Origin of the sequence: Citrobacter sp. Cpo015, assembly GCF_030333035.1 — a bacterium.
GTDB lineage: Bacteria > Pseudomonadota > Gammaproteobacteria > Enterobacterales > Enterobacteriaceae > Citrobacter > Citrobacter portucalensis.
The window spans coordinates 1,100,727-1,123,075 of the sequence record NZ_JAOWGS010000037.1 but is presented as its reverse complement, the minus strand read 5'-3'; the positions used below and the strand labels follow the sequence as shown (position 1 = coordinate 1,123,075).

Genomic DNA, 22,349 nt, shown 5'->3' with positions numbered 1-22,349 from the left:
GTGCATCTTTTACAGCCTCATCACGGGCAATTATGCGCCCTTGCTCAATCATGCGGGCGGCGGTCTGCGCGTTCGCTGTTCGCGATGATTCCGCGCTGTCACGTTCCGCCCACTTTTTTTCCCAGCCGCGGCTGCTCCATACACTACCCGCGATGAATGCGATGGCCACCAGCAGAGAAATGGCAATAAACTGATAGCGCAGGCTCACTGGTCTATCCCCCAGCACGCCAGTGCACTTTCCTGGTCTCGTCGTTCAACCTGTCCATAGCAACCATTCTTCTGGCCTTTGGTCAGACGACAATCGCGGCCACCGTCTTTAATCCACCAGCGGATCGCCTCACATGCCCCTTTTGTATCTCCGGCGTTGATACGCTGGTAGAACGTTGACGGGAAGCATTTGCCTGGACCAATGTTGTAAGGACAGAAAGAAGCGATACCTGCCTTCTGCTGCTCACTCAACGGAACTTTTATATTTCGTTCAACCCATGCCAGCGCCTTGTCGCGTTCTATGGCGTTTACCTGGGCACATTTCTCAGCAGAAAGCCTCATGTCCTGAACTACTGGCTTACCATCAACCATCGTGGCGCCACGGCAAATCGTCCAGAGCCCTCCGCCGTCGCGATACGCCGTCAGACTATTACCCTCTTTCTCATCCAGAAACTGATCGAGAATAACTGGCGCGGAGGCTCCCGCAAGAATCAGACCAACGACCGCTGCGCTCAGTTTATTCTTCAGCTTTGGTGACATTGCCATTAAGCCGGTCCTCCCTTTCCTTTTTCCTGTAATACCAGTTCACTGCACAGGTGATAACAGTGCATGCGATACCGACAATAATTGCCCAGTCGCTCAGGCTTAACCCTGCAATTCTGTCGGCCAACATCCAGGACACCTCTTTTGCTGTTTTAGCTGTTTCGGCATATGCCTTCGCTGATACACCGCAACCGGTCAGCGTGGTTCCTGTTCCATATGAAAGTCTGCTGTAAATGGTGCTCATTCTGGTCATAGCCTCACCTCCGATTCTTCGGATGGCGCTGTGTGTGATTAAAGGGTCAGGCTTCACGGGCTGGATTTATCAACAAAGCACGTAGCGGATGATTCCCGTGAGCCTGAAATGAAAAAGGCCGCCATGCGGCAGCCTCGAAGTAAGTACAGTTGTTTACAATGGTGGAGAGAGAGGACCTTCTAACACCTCTGCTTCACCGTTATGGCAAATGTCATCGCCTCTGGTCAGATGCCAGACACCTGTGATTGTTTTACCCGTCTCCAGATCATCAACAGTGTCATTCGTGTAGTACGCCACCTGTACAATGCCAACATGCTGAATCCAGTAATAGCCCTCTTTCATAAGCTCCTCCGCGATACTCAGCAGATAGTATAGAGCGGCACAAATAATGCTGTGGTGCAGGAAACCACAACTTAACCTTTGCTAATAAAGTAATTTCGAAAGATGACGATAATGGGTAATAAATGTAAGGCCGGAGGAACCACCATGAGCATGACCGTTAGCACTTTGGGTCAGGACATACTGCAAAGCACAGTAAAACAAACATCTTCAAGTACTGGCAACTCTGTTTCACAACAAATTCAAAACCTGAAAAAACAAATTGGAGAGTTGACAAAAGAACTCAGCGCCATGGGTTCAAAAATAAATGAAGTAACCTCCGAAGATGAGGCAAAACTGCTTAAACAGCAGATGGAGATGATTCAAAGGCAAATCGAGTCTATATACGCAAAAATTGCTCAATTACAAAAACAAGAAGCAGAAAAAAACCAAATGGTATCGGAAGCATTACCTACGGTAAGTGACAAATCAAGTTCGAACGTTGCAGGGAATAATACTAAAAATATTGATGTCTACGTTTAGCAGTTGCCCCCTCTCATTTTTCCTCTGAGCTAGAAACGACAAAGCATTGAGCATTGTGAGAACTTGTTTTCAAGTTAACGATTTCAGCTCGGCGATATGACAGGGGTACTGGTGTAATACACCTCGCGAATACCCCTGTCGTATCGCCGGAAAGCAAAAACCCCGCGCTGGCGGGGTTTTCGTTATATTCAAATTGTTCGCTTTTCGTCGCTGCCATCGTGGCGCAGCTCTGCCAAGCATGAATTAATTATTCACTTTGTTGGCCCGTTTTCAAACGTTTTTACGTCATAAAGCACTTATAGCTAATTCCCGCTGCCATTTTGTACAAATATCGTTCAATCAATGAGCTACTTGTTGCAAAACGATCGTTTTGAACGATCGATAAATGAAAATTGATCTGTAATACCAATTTTAATTGTGTGGTTATCGCACGTAGACTCAGGGCAAAACCTAATAAATGGAATTATCATGAGCCTTTATCACTACTTGGCCATATATATCGCGGGTTTCATCGCAATGTTTGCTTTGTTAGTTCGTGGGGATAGAGTACACGGCCTCGAATTTGACCTGGCTGATACGGTGATAACCTCCATTCTGTGGCCCTTCTACGCCGTTGCTATTATCTGTATTAAGATTTATGAGCGGTTTAAACAGAATCGTCAGTAATAGCCAGTTCCCCCGGCTACTGACCGGGGTTTTTGTTTCGAATTACAGACTCATTAGTCTCCCGGTCAGCTCCTCTTTTGGTATGACTAACCATCCTCTAACCCAGCTCTCATCTGGTTACGAACCGCAAGGAATGTTTTTGCTCTGAATATTTCCAGGCACCATCGCACACGCTTTCTCGCCTCCCCGTCGGTTAACCATGGCGCAATCGCCTGCAGCTCCCGGGTTATGTCTGATATTTTTTTTCGGGTGGTGTAATACTGAAGACCAACAACATAAACCGGATCGTTTATATCCAGCGCCTGCAATACGCATTGTTCAACAAAATCGACATCATCATTATGCAGAGCTTCATCAATCACACTGGCAGTTGACTGTGGCCAGAGAATGCTATGTGCCCTGTTCATCGCCTGCTGTCCACGGAATCCCTCTTCACGAGCCTGGTTCAACGCTGCGGTGAAGCGTTCTAACGCCTTATCTGACCAGTTCCGTCCCTTAAGCACATTCCAGCACGCGTGTCCTCGCGGCATACGTGGTGCTGTTTTTCCTCCCACCCCTTCCCCCCAGGTAGTGAGCAAGGATTTAATCCATCCGGACTGGATCCCCGTAAGAAGGATACATTTACCCAGCCAGCTTTTACGCGGCGCTGATGCGGCTTTACCAAGTGCTTCAAAATGATTGCGGCGTTGACGTGGTGTCATCCTGTTCATCTCCTTACGCCAGAACGCCGAGCCCATAAGCCCGATCCAGCACTCTGATTATCATTACCGGCTGAGGAACATTTTTTTGCTCAAACTTCACCGGGTCGTTATGTAGTTCTGTATGGCACTGGCGGCACAGGGGGATCGCAAAAATATCATGCGCCTTTGTTGCCATTCCTCCCTGCCCCCAGCCAATTAAATGGTGTGGGTCATCTGATGGTTTACCGCAGCATTCGCAGGGTTGTGTTTTAATCCATTCCAGATACCTGGGGGCCGTCCAGCGGACCCGCTTTGGACGTTTCATATAGGTTTGCGGGGACTCAGGATCGACCAGAACACCAACTATGGGCTTAACCGCAGGTACCTGCGCTGGTGGCAAGTTCACGGGTATTGTGCTGGCTTTAGCTGTAATGATGCTGGTGGCGGTTACACCCGGTTTGATATCGCATTCACGCATGACTGACTGATGTTCTTCCGAAGGAATACGGAGCGCCCGGCTGGCTACTGATTCGGGAATTACGTCGGTAATCCCCATACGAACAGCCCACCAGCAAAGCTCCGCTAGCGACAACTCTCTGGAAGAATCCATATTCAGCGCCACCATGATGCTGTTAATAATCCAGTTAACAACATTACGTCTCGCCAGCTCTGAAAGTTGTTCGCTGTAGTGGTCACGCAAATGGTTATCACAATGTCCACACAGGAGAACCGATCCAGGTTCATGACGCAGAGTGGTTAGCTCGTGATAATGGTAATCGCTGTGTGGCCACTGGCAGCAGCTACCGCCATAACGCAGAAGCCAGTAATCAAGGCCACTCAAATCACCAGCAGCCTTAATAACTTTTTCATCCAGGAAGAACGGCTTCAGGGAGTCGTCACTGGCAAGTGGCTGGCGAACGTCAGGAACACGGCCAGCAGGCAACCTTTCCATGCTTGCCGGCTGGCTTTCCACCAGCACACGTTCACAACTGAATAATGACATCAGCTCACTGCCCGGTTTGAGCAGCACAATTCCAAGCTCACGCGCAACCACCGGCTTCAGCAGCGCCCTCATTCTGCTATCTCCCCGATAATTATTTGTCCCTTCTCTCCCCATAATTTAGTGACGCGTGAATCCCAGATGTGAGCGTCATCTTCGTAAATGGCATCCATCAGCGCTTTCATCATGTTGTCGAAATCGGGTTTAGCCTGGTGTGGTTTACCGTTTAACTCAGCCCGTTTCTTTTTGCTCCAGCTCGCTGGCATCGGAAGCATGAAGGTGACATGCGAACCGCTTTCCGGCAGCTCAACACCCTGCAGACGAACTTCATCACAGAAAGCCCGGTAACGCAGAACCTCAGGACGCTTTTTCCATTTGTCAGCGCGCGTCATTCGGGGCTTGCCCATTGGGGTGATATCGTAGACTTTCACATTCACCTCCAGATCCGCTGTTGCCAGGTTCTGTCCTGGCGAGGAGGCTTAGATGCTTCCGGCAAGAACGCGCTGATCGTCCAGTGAATAAAGTCATTATCCAGACTACGCTCGGTCTTAATCTGCTTTGCTTTATAGCTGGCTTCCAGTTCGTCAGCCTGCTCAGTGGTGAGTTGTGTATGTTGAAACCAGCTTTTCTTCATAACGCACCTCTGGATGCGGCAAAAAGAAAATCGCTGGCGTTGGTTAACGTCAGTATGAGGGATTGCTTGAATTGATCTTGCGCCATGGGGCTTTTCTCCTGTGGCGCAGCAGGTATAGGTTGTTCAGGCCTATGACGGGAGTGTAACAGATTTTTGGGTAACGCGATAACCAGCCCTTTCCAGCATCTGGGTAAACAACGTAGGTGTACCAATAATTTCATTATCCTGAAGAGGCATGAAAGACACCATGCTACCGCGACGGTACATCAGGGCGCGCTCACACTCAGGAAATGATTGCAGCCTGGCAACGATGACTCCATCGTGACATCTGATGACTGCGTAGCCTTTTTTGGGCAATCCTAATTTTTCTTTCACTTAAACTCCCCCATGCAAACGGGATAAAAGTAACACCCAAAATAATTAATAAAACCAGTCGTCAGCACTTTCCCAGGTTTCCTGGAGGATAGTCTCTATTTTCTTTTTATCTTCCTTGTCACCACCAAGAACACTTAAGCCATCAGAGCCTGTACGACGTATGCTCAGGCTGCAGTTCTCATACTGATTACCCAACCTTTTAAGTAACTCTTTCTCCAGCGCCGGCACTGCTCCCTTTGGAAGTTCTTTAGTACGATCAATGGTGAGTTCAACTTTCATATTAGCCTCCACTGCATATACTGTATATTTGTACAGTACACCGATACATTGAAATGATCAATGACTTAAGAGCACAAATTGTTAACCTTAGCCTATAAATGAGATGCAAAAAAAACCCGCCGAAGCGGGTTCAATCCAATGAGGACTTGTTGTTTTGACACCATTGTAAGTATTGAGATATCAACGTCCTTAAATTTGGATAACTGCTTTGATTGGGATTGATTGCGCAACTTTCATATGCTCGTCTCCCCCTGCAACTTTTTCAGGTTCTGTCTAACATACCCAATCAAAATAACAACTGTGTCAGGTATCCCATAATAATCGCCATGCCCAAAATAACGGTCAGAAATGCAGCAATCAAGGGTGTTTTGAACATTGATTTAAGCAGTATTACTTCCGTCAGACTAGCTCCTGCGCTACCAATAATCAGAGCCATTACTGCTCCCGTTCCCATGCCTTTATCCATCAAGACTGATGCCAACGGAATTACTGCCTCAGCACGTATATACAACGGTATTCCAATAATTGCACTTAGTGGAATCGCAAACGGATTATCATTCCCAGCATGAGCAGCAATCCACTCTGCAGGTATAAAACCGTAGATAAACGACCCTATAACAATACCTAACATCAGATAAGGTAATACATCTTTAAATTGAGTCCAGGCATCCTGAAATGCCAGTCGTATCGCACCAGGCTCTCTTACTACACTTTTCGGGAAGAATTGTTTATTTGTTTGGCCCGTCTCGCAGCTCAATTCACAATTTGTGCCCCGAAATGCTGAGAAACTCTTAAACGTTTCTTGTGGTTTAGAACAACTATTAGCCCCTATGTCCTGTTGATTTGATACAGAACAGCAAGCTGAAACACTCTGTAGTTTAGTTTCAGGAGTTTTTCCACTGCTAACACCACAACAGCTAGCCAGCGGTTTTGATGTTTCGACAATATGTCGGTCAAAACCAAGCACATCTAACAAAATACTTGCCAGTACGGAAACTGTTGCAGCTATAACAGCGTATAGCAGGGTAACTTTCCAACCAAAAGTAACCCACATCAGACCAATGATTATCGGGTTAAGCAGAGGTGAAACAAACAAGAATGTAAGTGTTGGACCGAAGCCTGCTTTTGCTGATAACAGTCCGCGTAACATGGGAATTGTAGAGCAGCTGCAAAACGGTGTTACAGCTCCTAACAGCGATGCAAGTATGTAACCTCTCCCCTTTCTCGCCCCTAACATTCTTTGAATCTTTTGGTCCGGAATTTTTTGCCTGATAAGGCTAACACCCGCACTAATCAGAAAAAAAAGCGCAGACAACTCGACAGCAAGAAACAAGAACATCTCTGCCGCGTTAGTAAACATAGAAATCCAGCTATTCATGAACCCCCCTATAAACCATATTTCTAGAATAATCGAATTATTGAGGTTAGATCAACATATTTCTGGTATTATCGAAATATCAATAGATGAGGAAGGTACCATGCAACTAGAAGAAGTAGCTAAAGCTATGAAAGAATTAGGACATCCAACACGTTTGTTTATTTTCAAACACCTTGTTAAAGCCGGTGAACAAGGTTTACCTGTAGGTGATCTACAAAAACAACTTGCGATTCCATCTTCAACACTGAGTCATCATATATCCGCTCTTGTTTCCGTAGGTCTGGTCAAACAAAATCGCGAAAGCCGCTCCTTAATCTGCGTTTCTCAATATGACAAGTTAGAGTCGATTATTGATTTTCTACGCGAAGAATGTTGCATCAACAGTCCAAAGATTTAAATCGAGGCAATCCATTGTTTTTATTTGATAAAGGAGCCGCCTAAATAACAGGCGGCTCTCCTGTCGCTTATTTCAATTTTTTGCCTGCATCATCAACGACTTTCTCGCCATCTTCCTTGGCGAAAGCCCCTTTCTGAGCATCAGGAAGGATATCCAGAACAACTTCAGAAGGACGGCACAGTTTGGTTCCCAGCGGTGTTACAACGATGGGGCGATTAATCAGGATCGGATGCTGCAACATAAAGTTAATTAACTGGTCGTCAGTAAATTTATCTTCGGCAAGACCCAGTTCCTCATATGGCTCGACGTTCTTACGTAGTAACGCCCGGACGGAAATGCCCATATCAGCAATGAGTTTGACCAGCTCATCGCGTGAAGGTGGAGTCTCAAGGTAAAGAATAACGGTCGGCTCATTACCGCTGTTGCGGATCATCTCAAGCGTGTTACGCGACGTGCCGCAGGCAGGATTGTGATAAATGGTGATGTTGCTCATATCAGTATCTCATTACAAAGTGAAAGAGAGACGTAGCGCCAGCGCTGCCAGCGTTACAAACAGCACAGGCAGAGTCATGATAATCCCGGTGCGGAAATAGTATCCCCACGTGATGGTCATATTCTTCTGTGAAAGTACATGTAGCCAGAGCAGCGTTGCCAGGCTACCAATAGGTGTGATTTTCGGCCCCAGATCGCAGCCAATCACGTTGGCATAAATCATCGCCTCTTTGATGACGCCGGTTGCGGTACTGCCATCAATAGAAAGAGCGCCAACCAGCACGGTAGGCATGTTGTTCATGATGGAAGACAGGAAAGCCGTCAGGAAGCCAGTACCCAGCGTCGCGGCCCAGAGTCCTTTATCAGCCAGCACGTTCAGAACACCTGAAAGATATTCGGTTAGCCCTGCGTTGCGCAGACCGTAAACTACCAGGTACATCCCCAATGAGAAGATGACGATCTGCCAGGGTGCACCATGTAGCACTTTACCAGTGTTAATGGCATGGCCTCGTTTCGCCACTGCAAACAGAATTATCGCCCCAACCGCTGCAATCGCACTAACGGGAATACCGAGCGGCTCGAGGACGAAGAAACCAACAAGCAGGAGAATCAGAACTATCCAGCCAGTGCGGAATGTAGCCGTATCTTTTATTGCCTCTGTTGGTTTCTTTAGGAGGGCCAGATCGTAAGTTGGCGGGATGTCCTTGCGGAAAAACAGATGCAGCATAATTAGTGTGGCAATAATGGCGGCGATATCGACCGGTACCATCACCGATGCATATTCGGTGAATCCCAGACCAAAGAAGTCCGCCGAAACAATATTCACCAGGTTCGACACGATAAGCGGCAGGCTGGCAGTATCGGCAATAAACCCGGCTGCCATGACGAATGCCAGCGTGGTACCTTTGCTGAATCCTAATGCCAGCAGCATAGCAATAACGATTGGTGTCAAAATAAGTGCCGCACCATCGTTGGCAAACAGTGCCGCCACCGCTGCGCCGAGCAGGACGATATAGGTAAAGAGCAAACGGCCACGACCGTTACCCCAGCGTGAAACATGCAATGCCGCCCATTCGAAAAAGCCTGATTCATCGAGCAGCAGGCTGATGATAATCACCGCAATAAAGGTCGCTGTCGCGTTCCAGACGATATTCCACACCACCGGAATATCGCCTATATGCACAACGCCAGAAATCAAAGCCAGGCCCGCGCCCAGCGTTGCACTCCAGCCGATCCCTAATCCTTTCGGTTGACAGATAACCAAGACAATGGTCAGGACAAAAATAGCGCCTGCCAGTAACATACACCCTCCTGACAGGGCGGATCTGCCGCCCTGTATAAACAAAAAATTAACTCGCCAACTCTCTGAGTTTTTCAATACCTGTTGGCTCAGAAGCCAGTACCGGAACGAGCGCTATATGGTCAGCGTGCTGATTCTTAACAGCCTCAATCTGAGGCTGTTCCTGCTGAGCGCGCTGGCAAAGCAACGGAGAACGCGTATCCGCGATGGAAAGGCTGTTATTGATAATCCAGCCCCATGGATGAATCCCCGCTCTTTCAAGGTCAGCCTGTAGGCTTGCCGCTTCCAGTACCGGTGTGGTTTCAGGCAGAGTGACCAGCAGAACTTTGGTTCGTTCCGGGTCCTGAAGCTGCATCATTGGGGTAGTAAAATGACCTTTCTCCCCCATTTTTTTGGCAATCTCTCGGTGGTAAGCCCCGGTAGCATCCAGCAACAACAGCGTGTGCCCAGTGGGAGCTGTATCCATGACAACAAACCGCTTACCTGCTTCACGAATCACTCGGGAAAAAGCCTGGAACACGGCAATTTCTTCAGTACAGGGAGAACGTAAATCTTCTTCCAATAGCCGTTTCCCTGCTTCGTCCAGATCTTTTCCCTTCGTCTCAAGAACATGCTGGCGATAGCGTTCGGTTTCATCGTGAGGGTTGATGCGGCTGACCTGCAGGTTTTTGAGGCTGCCGTTCAGCGTTGTACTCAGGTGCGCAGCGGGATCAGAGGTGGTGAGATGCACGTCATATCCCATGTCTGCCAGCCTTACGGCGATAGCAGCAGCCATCGTGGTTTTCCCTACACCACCTTTGCCCATCAACATAATCAGGCCATGTTCACTGCGGGCGATATCATCGACCAGGTCAGAGAGCGATAAGTTTTCAGGCGTGTACAGGACGTTCGGTACCGGGAGCGGTAATGCATCAAAACGGGTATCCAGCAGCCCCTTCAACGCAGACACACCAACCATATTTACTGGCTGGAGTAATAAGGTATCTCTCGGTAGCTCAGATAAACCAGCAGGAAGATTTGCCAGTGCTTCCTGCTCCCGTTGCCATATCGCAGCAGCCAGCGCGTCATGTTCAGCTTCGGCTTTAGGCAGCACACCATTAATAACCAGGTACTGGTTTTTCAGGCCAATTGCGGCCAGTTCTTCATGGGTGCGGGCTACTTCCTGCAGCGTAGATTTTTGCAGTCGTGCAACCAGAACCAGGCGGGTACGTTCAGGATCGGACAACGCCTCTACCGCATGAGCATACTGCTCACGCTGCTTTTCCAGCCCGGCCATTGGGCCAAGACAGGAAGCACCATCCGGATTACTTTCAATGAAACTACTCCAGGCACCGGGAAGCTGGAGAAGGCGAATCGTGTGGCCCGTCGGCGCTGTATCAAAAATGATGTGATCGAAGCGGGTCAGCAGGGAAGCGTCTGTCAATAAGCCGGTGAACTCATCAAACGCCGCAATCTCAGTCGTACAGGCTCCTGAAAGCTGCTCGCTGATACTGTTAACAACGTCTTCAGGCAGAAGACCTTTGATAGGATCAACGATTCTGGAGCGGTATTGTTGGGCGGCTTCCTGAGGGTCAATCTCCAGAGCGGAAAGTTCAGTAACTGCTGTCACAGAGCGAATGGTGTTACCGATAGCCTGGTCGAATACCTGACCGACATTGGAGGCTGGATCTGTACTGACCAGCAAAACCCGCTTACCTTGTTCGGCAAGGCGGATAGCCGTCGCGCAGGAAATGGACGTTTTTCCTACGCCACCCTTGCCAGTAAAAAACAGGTAAGGCGGGATATTCTCTAAGAATTTCATATGTCCTCCTGACATATTCAGCAACAGGAAGTATTACCACCACAGCAGCTGGTGGGAGCTAACCCTACCTTCTCCAGCGGAATACCGAACCAGCGAGCCAGCTCAGCGCGTTTTGGGTATCGCCCAGCCATCACCGTTTCACCGTCCAACAGCAGTAGCGGAAGCCCTTCTGCTCCAGATGCTTCGAGGAATACTTTCGCTTTCTCATTATGAACAAAGCTCATGGGCTGCTGCGCCAGGTTATAACGTTCAACCTGTACGCCACGTCCTTTCAGCCACTGCACATCAGCAGAGAAATCAACCAGAACCTGATCGACATCTGAGCCACATACGCCGGTACTGCAGCACATTGCCGGGTCAAACACCGTTAACGTCTTCATTCTGAATACCTCACATTCGAAAAATCATATATGTTCAGGCAAATTTTTTAGATGCAAACAGCCTTACCGCTACCAGAGCAGTTTGCCGATGCCAGCTTACGGGCGATGGCCTGTACGTCGTCCTGTTGGCTTAACCAAGCCTGCTCAATTACCTGAGCAGCCCATGACGGAATATGCGGAGATAAGCGGTAGTGAACCCACTTGCCCTGCTTGCGATCCAGTAATAATCCACTTTCCCGGAGCATTGCCAGATGACGGGAGATCTTGGGCTGCGACTGATCCAGCGCCGTACAGAGATCGCACACGCATAGCTCTCCCATTTCTCTAAGCAGCAATACGATGCCCAGCCGAGTTTCATCGGAAAGGTTTTTGAAGAGTTGTAGAGAAGTTAGTTCAGCCATTTTAGTCTCCTGAATTCTCTCCGTAGTTTCCTGTAATAGTTGAGTGTCGTCAACCATCACATTCGAAAATTCGAATATGATGGCTATGTGGTTTTAATATCAGATTTACTGATTGTTCATTATTCAATTTGTTAATCCTGCCGCTTTTCGACGCCTGTATTCATCTATCAGTAATTGTGCTGGCGTTGGTCCTGCCGGATGGCGCGGCGCTTCCAGTTGACGTCGAATTGGTGGGACACTTAGTCCATTACCAACATGCTTCGACCACTTCGTGAGTAACTTTTCTGCCAGTCGTTTCAGCTCCCCCTCTGTCATTTGTCGTTCTACGCCCGTTCTCCGCATTTCAATGCAGATGTGATACAGCACGGGCTGAGGCCATGGATATTTATCGCTTCCTGAATACCGATATGACTCATTGCGCCAGCGCCGGTATTCCGTCATAACCTGCTCCGATTTCAGTCCGAATGGATTCGCACCACTCTCTGAAACCAGAGAAACAAACTCAGCCAGGTCAGGCGGCCATGTATTTCCCATCGCGCAGCGCTCCATGCATTGCTGACAGACCAGCCGAATTTGCTGTTCAGTCATCGAACCTATCTGGGCTATCCAGATAGGCGAAGGCTCCGCCCCGTTCTTCTGGGTCCATCGGTTCGAATACACCTCCCCCATGACCTGCCACAGTCGCCAGGCTGTTTCCGTCGCCATCAAGTCCATTCCTGCGGCGCCACTCTGCGTGTGCTGACTGAATTTGCTGAACTGCCCGGGATGCTGTTGGTTCTGATCCTGCTCCCACATGACTGTTACCTCCGGTTTCTGGTTTTACCTGCGTTCTCACCCGGGCTACATGTCGGGCAAATTTTTGTTCCCACTGGATTTGAGTAAAAACTTTCCCTTCCGACTCCCAATACGCGGTGAATTCTGCGAGTTCAGTCAGAAGGTAATCTGGTTCAGGCAGGGAGATACCCCACGATGCGGCGCGCTGTCGGAAGTCTCTGGAGGGAAGCCAGCTATCTGCCATGCTGAATTTCCCGATCGGTTCATCAACACCGTCCAGGTACCGGGGCATGGACGGGGATGGCAGTTCCTCCCCATTCGGATTTTTCATCGCGCCCGCGTTAAGAGAGGGGTTTAAGATCTGTTTACTGCTAACTGCTTTCTGGATACCTGATGGCAAAGGTTTAGCCAAAGACTTAGCCTTATCCTTAGGCAAGGCGAAAGCCTTATCAAAAGCCATCCCCATAGCGTCAGAAACCCCGTAGCAGGCGACTTTGAGAGCTTCATAAGCTTTATCTTTCAGTGAACATTCGGGCAGTAATTCAAACGATCTTGCCCAGGATTTGATCACGTTTACTGATGCTGGCGGATTATGTTTCACCGCATTAGGCAACCAAAAAACTCTGGCTTTAAGATCGGCTTCCACCATACCTAACGCTATGGCTTCACCTAAGGCTAAGTCGAAGGCTTCGACATCCCAGTTTAATTCTTCGGCCATAGCCGCCCTTCCCGCCTTATAAAGCCCGGGAATAATCCCTGTGAATGGACCTGTAAGCAGGTAAATAAACAGACTCTGCCCACTTGGCGGGAGTGGTGATAAGGCTCGAAACTTAGGATCATCCCACATGGTGATCTTCACCTTACGGTAAGGCTCGTTACTAGCCTTACTCTTAGGCATGGCCTTAGCCAAAGGATTAGGCATACTTCACCCCGCGAGTTGCAGTAATAATGGTCATAGGTCAAAACTCGATTAAAACAATTGCGGCGCTACGGCGCTTATACTCGCCAGTAGTGGTCCCGCCGCGTCAGCAGGTAGCATGTTGAACAATGCGATTGCCGCCTCACGAATTTCCTTCTCGAGCTTTTGTAATGGAGCGCCAATTAATTTCGCATGGTGTGCCTCACTGCACTCTTTGATAGCGTTCGCCACCAGCTCCGCTTCTGTGCTCGCATTACTTAACCCGTGCTTCCTGGCAATCTGAACTGGCATAGCAGCAATGATTGAGTCTGACAGCTGCATAACGTAAGCCGTGTACTTTTCTGACCCCCCTTCATTTTTCAGATATCGGAATAAATTCTGTTTATTAACAGCGATTCCGCGGCCATCTGCTTTGGCCCACTCTTCAGCCACCAGCTGAGCGATCCGTTCCTGTGCCTGTCCTGGTAATGTCGATTCCCATTCACGAACGGCGGCCAATATGGCACGGTGCTGGATACTGTCACGTCGCTGGGGTTTAAATTGATTTTGCGATTTCACCGCAGCGGCTACTCGTGGTTTATTATGGGAATAAGCTACTGATTGCATCTTTCAGACCTCGCTTTGTGGCGGAAATACACTATCAAGAGAGCAGGTGCGCCCTAACTCGTTAAGCTTCTCCACAATCAATCTGCATTCCGGTAGGCCAGGCTGACGTGTTCCGTTCTCATAATTTGAGAGCCTTGACTGACGCCACCCGAATAATTTGGCTAATTGCTCTTGAGTTAAACCGAGCGCTTGCCGTTCTTTGGCGATGTTGTTCATCTTGTCCTCACATTTAGTGTTTAGCTGAATTAAACACACAATGTGTTAGATAGTCAAGACGAAACGTTCTTTGAGCGTTAACACGTAACGTGGTAAAAATCAGTAATGAATATAAACACTGCAATTGCCGCCAGACTGAAGCAGCTACGCGAACAGAAAAATATGTCGCAATCTAAACTCGCAGAGTTATGTGGGTGGGCTCAGTCACGCATCGGGAACTATGAAGCGGGTCGCCGCAATGTGGGCGTTGACGACGCTATAACGATATCTAAAGCTCTCGGAATTAGCCCGGCTGAACTAATGTTTGGTGATGATCACGCCGAATCATGGTTAACGCCAAAACATCGTAAGTTGATTACTCTTTTTGACCAGTTGCCGGAGTCTGAACAAGACAGAATGATCGATACCTTTCAATTGCGGCTGAAAGAAATTGATGAGTATGTCGAGAAGTACCTTCGGGGACGATTAAAGCCAACTGACGATTAAACTACAATTTTTAACAATCTAACCAGCCTACTTGGCTGGTTTTTTTATGCCTTTCACCTTCCCTTTTCCCATATCGTTATCATCCACGCCACCTTAAACACATGCTGTGTTGACTTTCAAACACATTTAGAGTTTAAATATAAACACAGTTTGAAAAACGTCATCTAGGCAGGACGCCCACGAAGTAGCTGCCGGCAGCATACGAATCACCGGATGAGATGGCGAACATTAATGCGCAGCAGTCAGTACCGTTCCGCTTGCCAGCGATAAGGCTAAATGAAGAACCCCCTGTATCACTGTTACTGGACACAGGGACAGAATGTTGAGGGAAACATTATGAGGATCGAAATAACTAAAGTTGGAGGCAAGGTTTGCTTAGTCATATCCCCTATCAAGCTCTCTGTCGCGGATCGCATAGCTACTGCCATGGAAAACAGCGAAATCGTTGCAGCTCTTGGTGCTTATTTCACAGCCATTGGAGAGGCACCAAACGGAGAACTCGTTGGGCTCTATCTCTATTTTAATAACTTGGATACCGCTACGTTCGTAACGCTCAATCATTTGATTGAAACGGATGAGCCAGTCCCGATAGTCATCAGGTAATACCCACGAATCGGTCAGAACTTCTTTACAGGAATCATACTGTGCGCGGTTCTTGAACCAAAAAACACTTATTGGTCGAGCGGCCAGTTTTATGTCCTTGCTGGCTAGATGGGAAATACCAGCTTATCACCGAGCCTGAAATGGAGAAATGACCGGTAAAACAAGGAAACCAAAATGATTGATTTTGCGCGTAAACCAGTGCGGTGTCAGGCCGTACATCTAAATCGCATTGAAGTAATCATTCGACTGATTTGCTACATGCTCGCCCAGAAGGGCGACCCGTCTGCCGACCAACAGACTGCAGTTCGTTCATAACGAGTTTGACCAATGGCTGTTGCCAGCATCAGTAAGGAAGTGACTATGGAATTTGGAATGAAACGTGTGGTGGCATCTGTTCAGGTGGTTGCCATCCTCAACAGGATTTACAACGGCAGCCCTGTTTCCGTCGCATCTATCAGTAAAGAATCAAAGCTGTCTGTGTCTTACCTCGAGCAGATTTTCTCGAAGCTGCGCAGAAGTGAAATCGTCACCAGCCAGCGTGGCGCTGGTGGCGGGTACCACCTTAGCAAAGCAAACCCCAGCGTGGCTGACGTCGTTCGCGCCGTTACTCACACGCCTGATTCATTTGAGCCCGTGCTGAATGCTCTGGAGTGGGTCCCCGTCGCACAGTTGGTGCAGGGAAAATCCCCTACCCCATAAAGCACAAAACCCGCGCAAGGCGGGTTAAGTACCCGGTCAGCCGACCAAAGCTTTCCGGAACGAGTTTTGACCAATAACCACTACCTTAGGCGGCGATCATCAGTTGCCGGGTATCTTACAATCCAATGGAGCCCGAACGCAATGTTAACGTATGCGTATCTTATTAAAGCCAAAGCGAAAGCAACTGAGGCAAAAAACCTGTTTTGCTGGTTCTCTGCGAAATCAGATTCCCGTGCAGAACGCGAAATCCTCAATATTCTCGAAGACAACGATATTGCCGTCGGTCGTGGCGCCGACTATCAATTACCTGTCCGCACCAACTGGTTTGTTGTTGACGATCTTCCTGAGGAAAGCACACTTGATGACACATGGTGCGATCGTTACGAACTGGCAGAAGATCAGCAAACGTGGCAACTGAAACAGAAGCCTGATCATGAGAATCAGGAGACTTCCTGCCAGCAAAAACCTGAAACTACCAGTGCCAATGTACCCACCAGCGATGCACCAACGTTGCTCCGCCCCATATCTCGCCTGCGCCTGTCTCAGCGACTGATTGCGCACCTGGTCAATGACACTGAAGAGAAGGAAATCAGTGAAGCGCAGCACATCCAGATCGGACAAATGGTACTGGACGAAAATGATCTCTATGTACAAAACCTGTTACTGGCCGTTGCGAATGTGCCGGCGGTGAAAGAGCTTTCTGCTCATGTTGAGTGGAAGCTGGCAAATGCAATAAAAGAAGTTTTTGACCGTGAGCAGGTCTATACCGTTGCTTCATTTGAGCAATTTATTACCGAATGGATTGAAGAACCAGAAAAGCGGGATCTTATCGTTCAGGAGTGGGTTAATAATAAGAAAGCACGAGTTGCGGGTGATGAACATGACACTCCACCTGTAACGCCAGAGCTTATTACCGTTGCGACTCTGCCGCTACGCCAGCGCCTCTTAGCTCAGTTTATTTCTGAAGAATATGCTTACCATATTGATACTGAGCAGAAGAAAACTATTCAGGAACTCGAACTGGATGTGGATAACAGCTATGTGCAGAACCTGCTGCTTGCCGCCGAGAATGTAGAACCATTCAGGAAAGCGCCAGAGATCGATATCTGGAAGATTGTCAGCGCGCTGAAAACCGTTTTTCCGGTTGATGGAAAACGAGTTGAACTGGTCACCGTCATTCAGTTCTTTAAGGCCTGGTTCAACACTGAACACATTGACCGTGGGCTGCTGGTTAAAGAGTGGTGTAAGGGCAATCGTGTGTCGCAGATTCAGCGCACTGACTCCGGAACCAACGCTGGTGGAGGCAATAAGACCGATCGCAACCCGCAACTTGTCCACACGCTGGATACTCTGGACATTGATATTGCGCTGGCCACACTTCCAATGGATTTCAACATCTACGATATTCCTGGTGGCGTTTTCCGTCGTGCAAAAGAGATCATTTCTAAAAACGAAAGTCCGTTCAAAGAGTGGTCCGCCGCCCTGCGCAAACGCGCTGGCATCCTGGATTATTCCCGCGCAGCTATTTTCGCGCTTATTCGTAGTGCAGAAGAAAACACTCACCATTTCCCGGAACTGCTGAGCCGTTACATCAACAAAAACCTGACTGAAACCGACCACCAGCACCCAACTGAAGAAACCCTGGCGGCAGCCGGTCACGTACCAGAAAAAAGCTGGGAAAACGAGATTAAAGAGAAGTCCACAGCTGAACAGAAGGCAATAGCCGAGCAACCAGAAATCGCCAACATGGGCAACGGTGTTTTCTCCATTGATGGCCTGATGGGTAACCAGCCGGCGCCAGCGCTTTCTGTCGTAGACCAGGTACGCCAGCGCGCCGTCGAAGAAAAATTACATCAAGCCAATACCGAGGAAACCACCAACGATGTGCAGATGGAAAAAACTGACAACAGCGAAATCAAAGCCAATCCTGATGTGCCTCAGGGCGAAGCAGCAGCTTTGCCAGTTGAAAGCACTGATGCAACTGGTGAGCCTCAAGCGTCCCTGAATAATGAACCCGTTCACCATATAGATACGGATCACCTGAACGCTTTTTATACTCACCTGATGGTTGATTTGGAAACTATGGGCAGCGGTCCTGATGCACCAATAGTCTCTATCGGCGCCGTATATTTTGATCCTTCAACTGGTAACACTGGTGCCGAATTTTACCAGGTTGTCAGTCTTGAATCATCGATGTCGTTTGGCATGAAACCGGATGCGTCAACAATTCAGTGGTGGTTGAAACAATCATCTGAAGCCCGCTCTGCAATTCTGGTTGATGAGGCCATGGGGCTGCGTGAAACCCTTGAACTACTGGCTGACTTCATTGCTGAAAATGCTGCTAACGGTAGTCACACTGTTCAGCTGTGGGGTAATGGATGCTCGTTTGATAACGTCATTCTCCGCCGCGCATATGCATTAACAGAGACTCCCTTCGCTGTTCCGTTCTGGAATGACAGGGACGTAAGGACCATGGTTGAACTGGGTAAATCTGTCGGTATCAACCCGCGCTTCGACATCCCATTTGAAGGCGGCATGCACAATGCGCTTTCTGACGCCCGGCATCAGGTCAAATACGTATCTGCAATCTGGCAGCGCCTGACAAAAAACTGATTTTAGGTTTTCACTTACAGCCAGCTACAGCATGTACTGTTGTAGCTGGCGGCATCGGAGTTATGTATGTCGCAACTCATTTTCAGCGAAGAGTGGATGGTTGAAGCGCGACTAACAGAAAAGACCGGCTTGTCGGAAAGACAAATTAAAAGTTATCGGTTGAATTTGTGGATCGAAGGCGTGCATTTCAAACATCTGACAGCTCTCGGGGAAACTGACAATTCTAAAGGTCTGCTTTGGTACAACTATCCAAAGATTAACCAATTAGTACAGGATGCATGATGGACTTTCCAACCGGCGTTGAGCTGCATAATGGAAAAATACGGATCACATTTACCTATCGCGGCAAACGTTGCCGCGAAGTCCTTCGCGGCTGGACGGTGAACAGCAGCAACATCAAAAAAGCTGGAAATCTTCGTGCGCTCATAACAAGTGAAATACAGCTCGGTAAGTTCGACTATGCGGAACGTTTCCCGGAATCCAAAGCGCTTAAGAAGTTCATCACAACCAAAAAAATTACCACGTTTAAAGAACTAAGTGATTTTTTTACAGACACCAAAGCCTTAGAGGTATCTGGTGCAACACTGCTATCGCTTACTTCGGTCGTAAATACGTTACTGCGTGTAGTCGGAGAAAATACCCGTCTGGTAGATATTGAGCATGCCGATATTTTGCATTACCGAAAGGAGTTATTGACCGGGACAATTATTAACCCGGCAATGCCGAATCTGACCAGGCAGGGCCGCGCGCCCTCAACAGTCAATAAACAGATGGCAGTTTTATCAGAAATGCTTAAGCTCGCAAACCGAAGCCAGTTTATATTGCATGCTCCTTATGAAGGAGTGTCGCGACTCAAGTTATCTAAAAATGATCCCGACCCACTTTTACTTCATGAGTACCAGGCACTGATAGCCGCCCTTCCCCGTAGCCAGGCATTAATCATTATTGTTGCCGTACATACGGGGATGAGGCCGGGCGAGATATGCGCCCTGGCATGGGAAGACATTGATTTGGTAAAAGGTGAAATCCACGTATCCAGAAGTTTGACGAATAAGCGAGTATTTGTACCCCTATGACAGATGCCGGAATAAGGACGATAACGTTGCTTAAACCTGCTCTGGATGCACTGAAGGAACAATACGAAGTCACCGGCGCTAATCCGAAGCAAGAAATTCGATTTCACCATCGGGAGATCGGAAAAACTGAGCAGCAATCTCTTCGCTTCGTTTTTTCACCAACAGCATATTCGTCAAAAAAAGGCAGTTACTTCTCCAAGAACTCGATTGCCTATGGCTGGAAGCGAGGCACTAAACTTGCAAATATCCGCGAAAGGAATCCTTATCAGTCACGGCATACCTACGCATGCTGGACGTTGATGGCCGGAGCGAACCCGTCATTCATAGCGAGTCAGATGGGACATGAAGATGCGCGCATGGTGTACGAGGTTTACTCCAAGTGGATTGGCGACATGAACCAGGATCAGGTCAACATGCTGAACAATCAGATGCCAACGGCACTGCCCCCAGGGCGCCCCCACGGGCAGGGGAGCATGAGAAAAGTTATTTAATTTCATAGCGCTGCTTTCAATCCACATAATCAGCGTTAAACTATTCATACCATTATTTTAGGGAGAAACGATGATGCGCGTACTGGTTGTCGAGGATAATGCTTTATTACGCCACCACCTCAAGGTTCAGTTGCAGGATTTAGGGCATCAGGTGGATGATGCAGAAGATGCGAAGGAAGCGGACTATTATCTGAATGAACATCTGCCGGATATCGCGATCGTTGATTTAGGACTCCCCGATGAAGATGGTTTGTCGCTGATCCGCCGCTGGCGCAGTAATGAGGTTTCGCTGCCGATTCTGGTATTAACCGCACGCGAAGGCTGGCAGGATAAAGTGGAAGTCCTCAGCGCCGGTGCTGACGATTACGTCACCAAACCGTTTCACATCGAAGAAGTGGCTGCGCGCATGCAGGCACTGATGCGCCGCAACAGCGGTCTGGCATCGCAAATTATCTCCCTTCCGCCTTTTCAGGTGGACCTCTCTCGACGCGAGTTATCCGTCAATGATGAAGTTATCAAGCTCACTGCGTTTGAATACACCATTATGGAAACGCTCATCCGTAATAATGGCAAAGTGGTCAGTAAAGATTCGCTCATGCTGCAGCTTTACCCGGATGCCGAGCTGCGCGAAAGTCACACCATTGATGTTCTAATGGGACGTCTGCGTAAGAAAATTCAGGCGCAATATCCGGACGACGTCATCACCACCGTGCGTGGTCAGGGATATCTTTTTGAACTGCGCTAATGAATAAACTATTGCGTCATTTTTTCCCGCTATCGCTGCGGTTGCGCTTTTTACTGGCAACTGCGGGCGTGGTGTTGGTGCTCTCGCTGGCCTACGGCATGGTTGCTCTGGTGGGCTACAGCGTCAGCTTTGATAAGACAACGTTTCGCCTGCTGCGGGGTGAAAGTAATCTGTTCTATACCCTGGCAAAGTGGGAAAACGGCAAGATAAACGTCGAGTTGCCTGAAAATCTCGATATGCAAAGCCCAACAATGTCGCTGATCTATAACGAAAGCGGTGAGTTGTTGTGGGCTCAGCGCAATGTTCCCTGGCTGACGAAAAGTATCCAACCGGACTGGCTAAAAACGAACGGTTTTCATGAAATTGAAGCCAATGTAGACGCCACCAGCACTTTACTGGGCGAAGATCACTCCGCTCAGCAGCAGTTAAAAGAAGTCAGAGAAGATGATGACGACGCCGAAATGACCCACTCCGTGGCGGTGAACGTCTACCCCGCCACAGCCAGAATGCCGCAACTGACCATTGTGGTTGTCGACACTATTCCTATAGAACTAAAGCGCTCGTATATGGTCTGGAGCTGGTTTATTTATGTGCTGGTCGCCAATCTGTTGCTGGTCATTCCGTTGTTATGGGTAGCAGCCTGGTGGAGCCTGCGGCCAATTGAGTCGCTAGCGCGTGAAGTCCGTGAGCTTGAGGAACATCATCGTGAGATGCTAAACCCCGCCACCACACGCGAATTGACCAGCCTGGTTCGTAATCTCAATCGACTTTTAAAAAGTGAACGTGAGCGCTACGATAAATACCGCACCACGTTAACCGATCTCACTCATAGCCTGAAAACGCCACTGGCGGTACTGCAAAGTACGTTGCGCTCAATGCGTAATGAAAAGATGAACGTCAGTGACGCAGAGCCTATCATGCTGGAACAAATCAGCCGTATTTCCCAACAGATAGGCTATTACCTGCATCGCGCCAGTATGCGTGGCAGCAGTGCCCTACTCAGCCGCGAGCTGCACCCGGTCGCGCCGTTGCTGGATAAGCTCACCTCGGCGCTGAATAAAGTGTATCAGCGTAAAGGGGTCAACATTAATCTCGATATCTCACCTGAGATAAGCTTTGTGGGCGAACAGAATGACTTTGTCGAGGTGTTGGGCAACGTCTTGGATAACGCCTGTAAATATTGTCTGGAGTTTGTCGAGATTTCGGCGCAACTGTCTGAGGATCAGCTGCATATTCTGGTCGAAGACGATGGTCCTGGTATTCCGCAAAGCAAACGGGAAGTGGTGTTTGACCGCGGACAGCGCGTAGATACGCTACGTCCCGGACAAGGCGTCGGTCTGGCGGTGGCTCGAGAAATCACCGAACAGTATGACGGGCAGATTATTGCTGGTGATAGCCTGCTGGGTGGTGCGCGCATGGAAGTTATTTTTGGTCGCCAGCAGCCGGGCCAGAAAGACGAGTAATCGTCGCATGT

The 22,349-nt window shown here is 48.6% G+C and carries 29 protein-coding genes and 2 pseudogenes; 11 read left to right on the top strand and 20 right to left on the bottom strand.

Annotated elements, in window-relative coordinates; genetic code table 11:
* The 4 genes from OGY67_RS21180 to OGY67_RS21165 form a co-directional block, all read right to left on the bottom strand.
* The coding region (locus OGY67_RS21180) for a DUF2514 family protein (RefSeq protein WP_286497487.1) at window positions 1-208 on the bottom strand (208 nt) is incomplete at its 3' end.
* The gene (locus tag OGY67_RS21175) at window positions 205-753 is read right to left on the bottom strand and encodes a lysozyme (protein ID WP_046670524.1); all 549 of its coding nucleotides are present in this window, start codon (window positions 751-753) and stop codon (window positions 205-207) included. The genes OGY67_RS21180 and OGY67_RS21175, both read right to left, overlap by 4 nt.
* On the bottom strand, window positions 725-1,003 hold the full coding sequence (locus OGY67_RS21170) for a phage holin (RefSeq protein WP_003832349.1): 279 nt from the start codon (window positions 1,001-1,003) through the stop codon (window positions 725-727). Before OGY67_RS21170 ends, OGY67_RS21175 begins: the two co-directional genes overlap by 29 nt.
* A gap of 153 nt (window positions 1,004-1,156) precedes the next feature.
* Window positions 1,157-1,345, bottom strand: a complete 189-nt coding sequence (locus tag OGY67_RS21165; RefSeq protein WP_044700587.1) for a hypothetical protein — start codon at window positions 1,343-1,345, stop codon at window positions 1,157-1,159.
* A gap of 144 nt (window positions 1,346-1,489) precedes the next feature.
* Between OGY67_RS21165 and OGY67_RS21160 the strand changes: the two genes are divergently transcribed.
* Window positions 1,490-1,864: a FlxA-like family protein gene (locus tag OGY67_RS21160; RefSeq protein ID WP_044700589.1), complete on the top strand. Its 375-nt coding sequence runs from the start codon at window positions 1,490-1,492 to the stop codon at window positions 1,862-1,864.
* Window positions 1,865-2,616: 752 nt separating this feature from the next.
* Here OGY67_RS21160 and OGY67_RS21155 read toward each other — a convergent pair.
* From OGY67_RS21155 to OGY67_RS21125, 7 genes are all read right to left on the bottom strand, one after another.
* Window positions 2,617-3,231, bottom strand: a complete 615-nt coding sequence (locus OGY67_RS21155) for a hypothetical protein (RefSeq protein WP_044700635.1) — start codon at window positions 3,229-3,231, stop codon at window positions 2,617-2,619.
* Between the two features lie 13 nt (window positions 3,232-3,244).
* Window positions 3,245-4,285 (bottom strand): DUF968 domain-containing protein, encoded by a 1,041-nt coding sequence (locus OGY67_RS21150; protein ID WP_046670521.1) that lies wholly within the window; start codon window positions 4,283-4,285, stop codon window positions 3,245-3,247.
* On the bottom strand, window positions 4,282-4,641 hold the full coding sequence (locus tag OGY67_RS21145; protein ID WP_044700591.1) for a RusA family crossover junction endodeoxyribonuclease: 360 nt from the start codon (window positions 4,639-4,641) through the stop codon (window positions 4,282-4,284). Before OGY67_RS21145 ends, OGY67_RS21150 begins: the two co-directional genes overlap by 4 nt.
* Window positions 4,642-4,643: 2 nt before the next feature.
* Entirely contained in the window at window positions 4,644-4,844 is a 201-nt protein-coding gene (locus OGY67_RS21140) for a hypothetical protein (RefSeq protein ID WP_044700593.1), read from the bottom strand.
* Window positions 4,845-4,973: 129 nt separating this feature from the next.
* On the bottom strand, window positions 4,974-5,219 hold the full coding sequence (locus OGY67_RS21135; RefSeq protein WP_071681812.1) for a hypothetical protein: 246 nt from the start codon (window positions 5,217-5,219) through the stop codon (window positions 4,974-4,976).
* 45 nt (window positions 5,220-5,264) lie between these two features.
* Complete coding sequence (locus OGY67_RS21130) at window positions 5,265-5,498, bottom strand: DinI family protein (protein WP_044700595.1); 234 nt, start codon at window positions 5,496-5,498, stop codon at window positions 5,265-5,267.
* Between the two features lie 286 nt (window positions 5,499-5,784).
* A complete protein-coding gene (locus tag OGY67_RS21125) occupies window positions 5,785-6,876 on the bottom strand; it encodes a permease (RefSeq protein WP_044700597.1) in 1,092 nt (363 codons plus the stop codon).
* 100 nt (window positions 6,877-6,976) lie between these two features.
* Here OGY67_RS21125 and OGY67_RS21120 point away from each other — a divergent pair, with 100 nt between their 5' ends.
* Window positions 6,977-7,273: an ArsR/SmtB family transcription factor gene (locus OGY67_RS21120; protein ID WP_038641364.1), complete on the top strand. Its 297-nt coding sequence runs from the start codon at window positions 6,977-6,979 to the stop codon at window positions 7,271-7,273.
* A gap of 67 nt (window positions 7,274-7,340) precedes the next feature.
* Here OGY67_RS21120 and arsC read toward each other — a convergent pair whose 3' ends face one another.
* From arsC to OGY67_RS21075, 9 genes are all read right to left on the bottom strand, one after another.
* Window positions 7,341-7,766, bottom strand: coding sequence for a glutaredoxin-dependent arsenate reductase (gene arsC, locus OGY67_RS21115; protein WP_038641366.1), 426 nt, complete (start codon window positions 7,764-7,766; stop codon window positions 7,341-7,343).
* A 12-nt stretch (window positions 7,767-7,778) separates the two neighbouring features.
* Complete coding sequence (gene arsB, locus OGY67_RS21110; protein ID WP_038641369.1) at window positions 7,779-9,068, bottom strand: arsenite efflux transporter membrane subunit ArsB; 1,290 nt, start codon at window positions 9,066-9,068, stop codon at window positions 7,779-7,781.
* Between the two features lie 46 nt (window positions 9,069-9,114).
* On the bottom strand, window positions 9,115-10,866 hold the full coding sequence (gene arsA / locus OGY67_RS21105; RefSeq protein WP_044700601.1) for an arsenite efflux transporter ATPase subunit ArsA: 1,752 nt from the start codon (window positions 10,864-10,866) through the stop codon (window positions 9,115-9,117).
* Window positions 10,867-10,883: 17 nt separating this feature from the next.
* Window positions 10,884-11,246 (bottom strand): arsenite efflux transporter metallochaperone ArsD, encoded by a 363-nt coding sequence (gene arsD, locus OGY67_RS21100; RefSeq protein WP_038641374.1) that lies wholly within the window; start codon window positions 11,244-11,246, stop codon window positions 10,884-10,886.
* Window positions 11,247-11,293: 47 nt separating this feature from the next.
* Window positions 11,294-11,647, bottom strand: coding sequence for an As(III)-sensing metalloregulatory transcriptional repressor ArsR (gene arsR, locus OGY67_RS21095; RefSeq protein ID WP_044700602.1), 354 nt, complete (start codon window positions 11,645-11,647; stop codon window positions 11,294-11,296).
* A 123-nt stretch (window positions 11,648-11,770) separates the two neighbouring features.
* Window positions 11,771-12,316, bottom strand: coding sequence for a replication protein P (locus OGY67_RS21090; protein WP_122984015.1), 546 nt, complete (start codon window positions 12,314-12,316; stop codon window positions 11,771-11,773).
* Window positions 12,228-13,139, bottom strand: coding sequence for a DnaT-like ssDNA-binding domain-containing protein (locus OGY67_RS21085; protein WP_044700638.1), 912 nt, complete (start codon window positions 13,137-13,139; stop codon window positions 12,228-12,230). Before OGY67_RS21085 ends, OGY67_RS21090 begins: the two co-directional genes overlap by 89 nt.
* A gap of 252 nt (window positions 13,140-13,391) precedes the next feature.
* Window positions 13,392-13,946 (bottom strand): toxin YdaT family protein, encoded by a 555-nt coding sequence (locus OGY67_RS21080; protein ID WP_044700607.1) that lies wholly within the window; start codon window positions 13,944-13,946, stop codon window positions 13,392-13,394.
* Window positions 13,947-13,949: 3 nt separating this feature from the next.
* On the bottom strand, window positions 13,950-14,162 hold the full coding sequence (locus tag OGY67_RS21075) for a helix-turn-helix domain-containing protein (protein ID WP_003832309.1): 213 nt from the start codon (window positions 14,160-14,162) through the stop codon (window positions 13,950-13,952).
* A 105-nt stretch (window positions 14,163-14,267) separates the two neighbouring features.
* Here OGY67_RS21075 and OGY67_RS21070 point away from each other — a divergent pair, with 105 nt between their 5' ends.
* The 9 genes and pseudogenes from OGY67_RS21070 to phoQ all read left to right on the top strand — a co-directional run bounded on the left by OGY67_RS21070 (window position 14,268) and on the right by phoQ (window position 22,338).
* Window positions 14,268-14,648 carry a helix-turn-helix domain-containing protein gene (locus OGY67_RS21070; protein ID WP_003832307.1) on the top strand — a complete coding sequence of 127 codons (381 nt, stop codon included), beginning with the start codon at window positions 14,268-14,270 and terminating at the stop codon, window positions 14,646-14,648.
* 336 nt (window positions 14,649-14,984) lie between these two features.
* The gene (locus OGY67_RS21065; protein ID WP_044700608.1) at window positions 14,985-15,251 is read left to right on the top strand and encodes a hypothetical protein; all 267 of its coding nucleotides are present in this window, start codon (window positions 14,985-14,987) and stop codon (window positions 15,249-15,251) included.
* A gap of 171 nt (window positions 15,252-15,422) precedes the next feature.
* A pseudogene (locus OGY67_RS21060) lies at window positions 15,423-15,566 on the top strand (hypothetical protein); the annotation flags it as partial.
* Between the two features lie 45 nt (window positions 15,567-15,611).
* Window positions 15,612-15,950: an RrF2 family transcriptional regulator gene (locus tag OGY67_RS21055; protein WP_224776500.1), complete on the top strand. Its 339-nt coding sequence runs from the start codon at window positions 15,612-15,614 to the stop codon at window positions 15,948-15,950.
* 141 nt (window positions 15,951-16,091) lie between these two features.
* Window positions 16,092-18,563, top strand: a complete 2,472-nt coding sequence (locus OGY67_RS21050) for a 3'-5' exonuclease (protein ID WP_052946585.1) — start codon at window positions 16,092-16,094, stop codon at window positions 18,561-18,563.
* A gap of 66 nt (window positions 18,564-18,629) precedes the next feature.
* Window positions 18,630-18,845, top strand: a complete 216-nt coding sequence (gene xisR, locus OGY67_RS21045; RefSeq protein ID WP_032943036.1) for an excisionase family protein — start codon at window positions 18,630-18,632, stop codon at window positions 18,843-18,845.
* A pseudogene (locus tag OGY67_RS21040) lies at window positions 18,845-20,130 on the top strand (site-specific integrase). The gene xisR and the pseudogene OGY67_RS21040 overlap by 1 nt, the downstream one beginning before the upstream one ends.
* 73 nt (window positions 20,131-20,203) lie before the next feature.
* Window positions 20,204-20,875: a two-component system response regulator PhoP gene (gene phoP / locus OGY67_RS21035; protein WP_003846709.1), complete on the top strand. Its 672-nt coding sequence runs from the start codon at window positions 20,204-20,206 to the stop codon at window positions 20,873-20,875.
* Window positions 20,875-22,338, top strand: a complete 1,464-nt coding sequence (phoQ, locus tag OGY67_RS21030) for a two-component system sensor histidine kinase PhoQ (protein WP_008784442.1) — start codon at window positions 20,875-20,877, stop codon at window positions 22,336-22,338. The genes phoP and phoQ overlap by 1 nt, the downstream gene beginning before the upstream one ends.
* Window positions 22,339-22,349 lie beyond the last annotated feature (11 nt).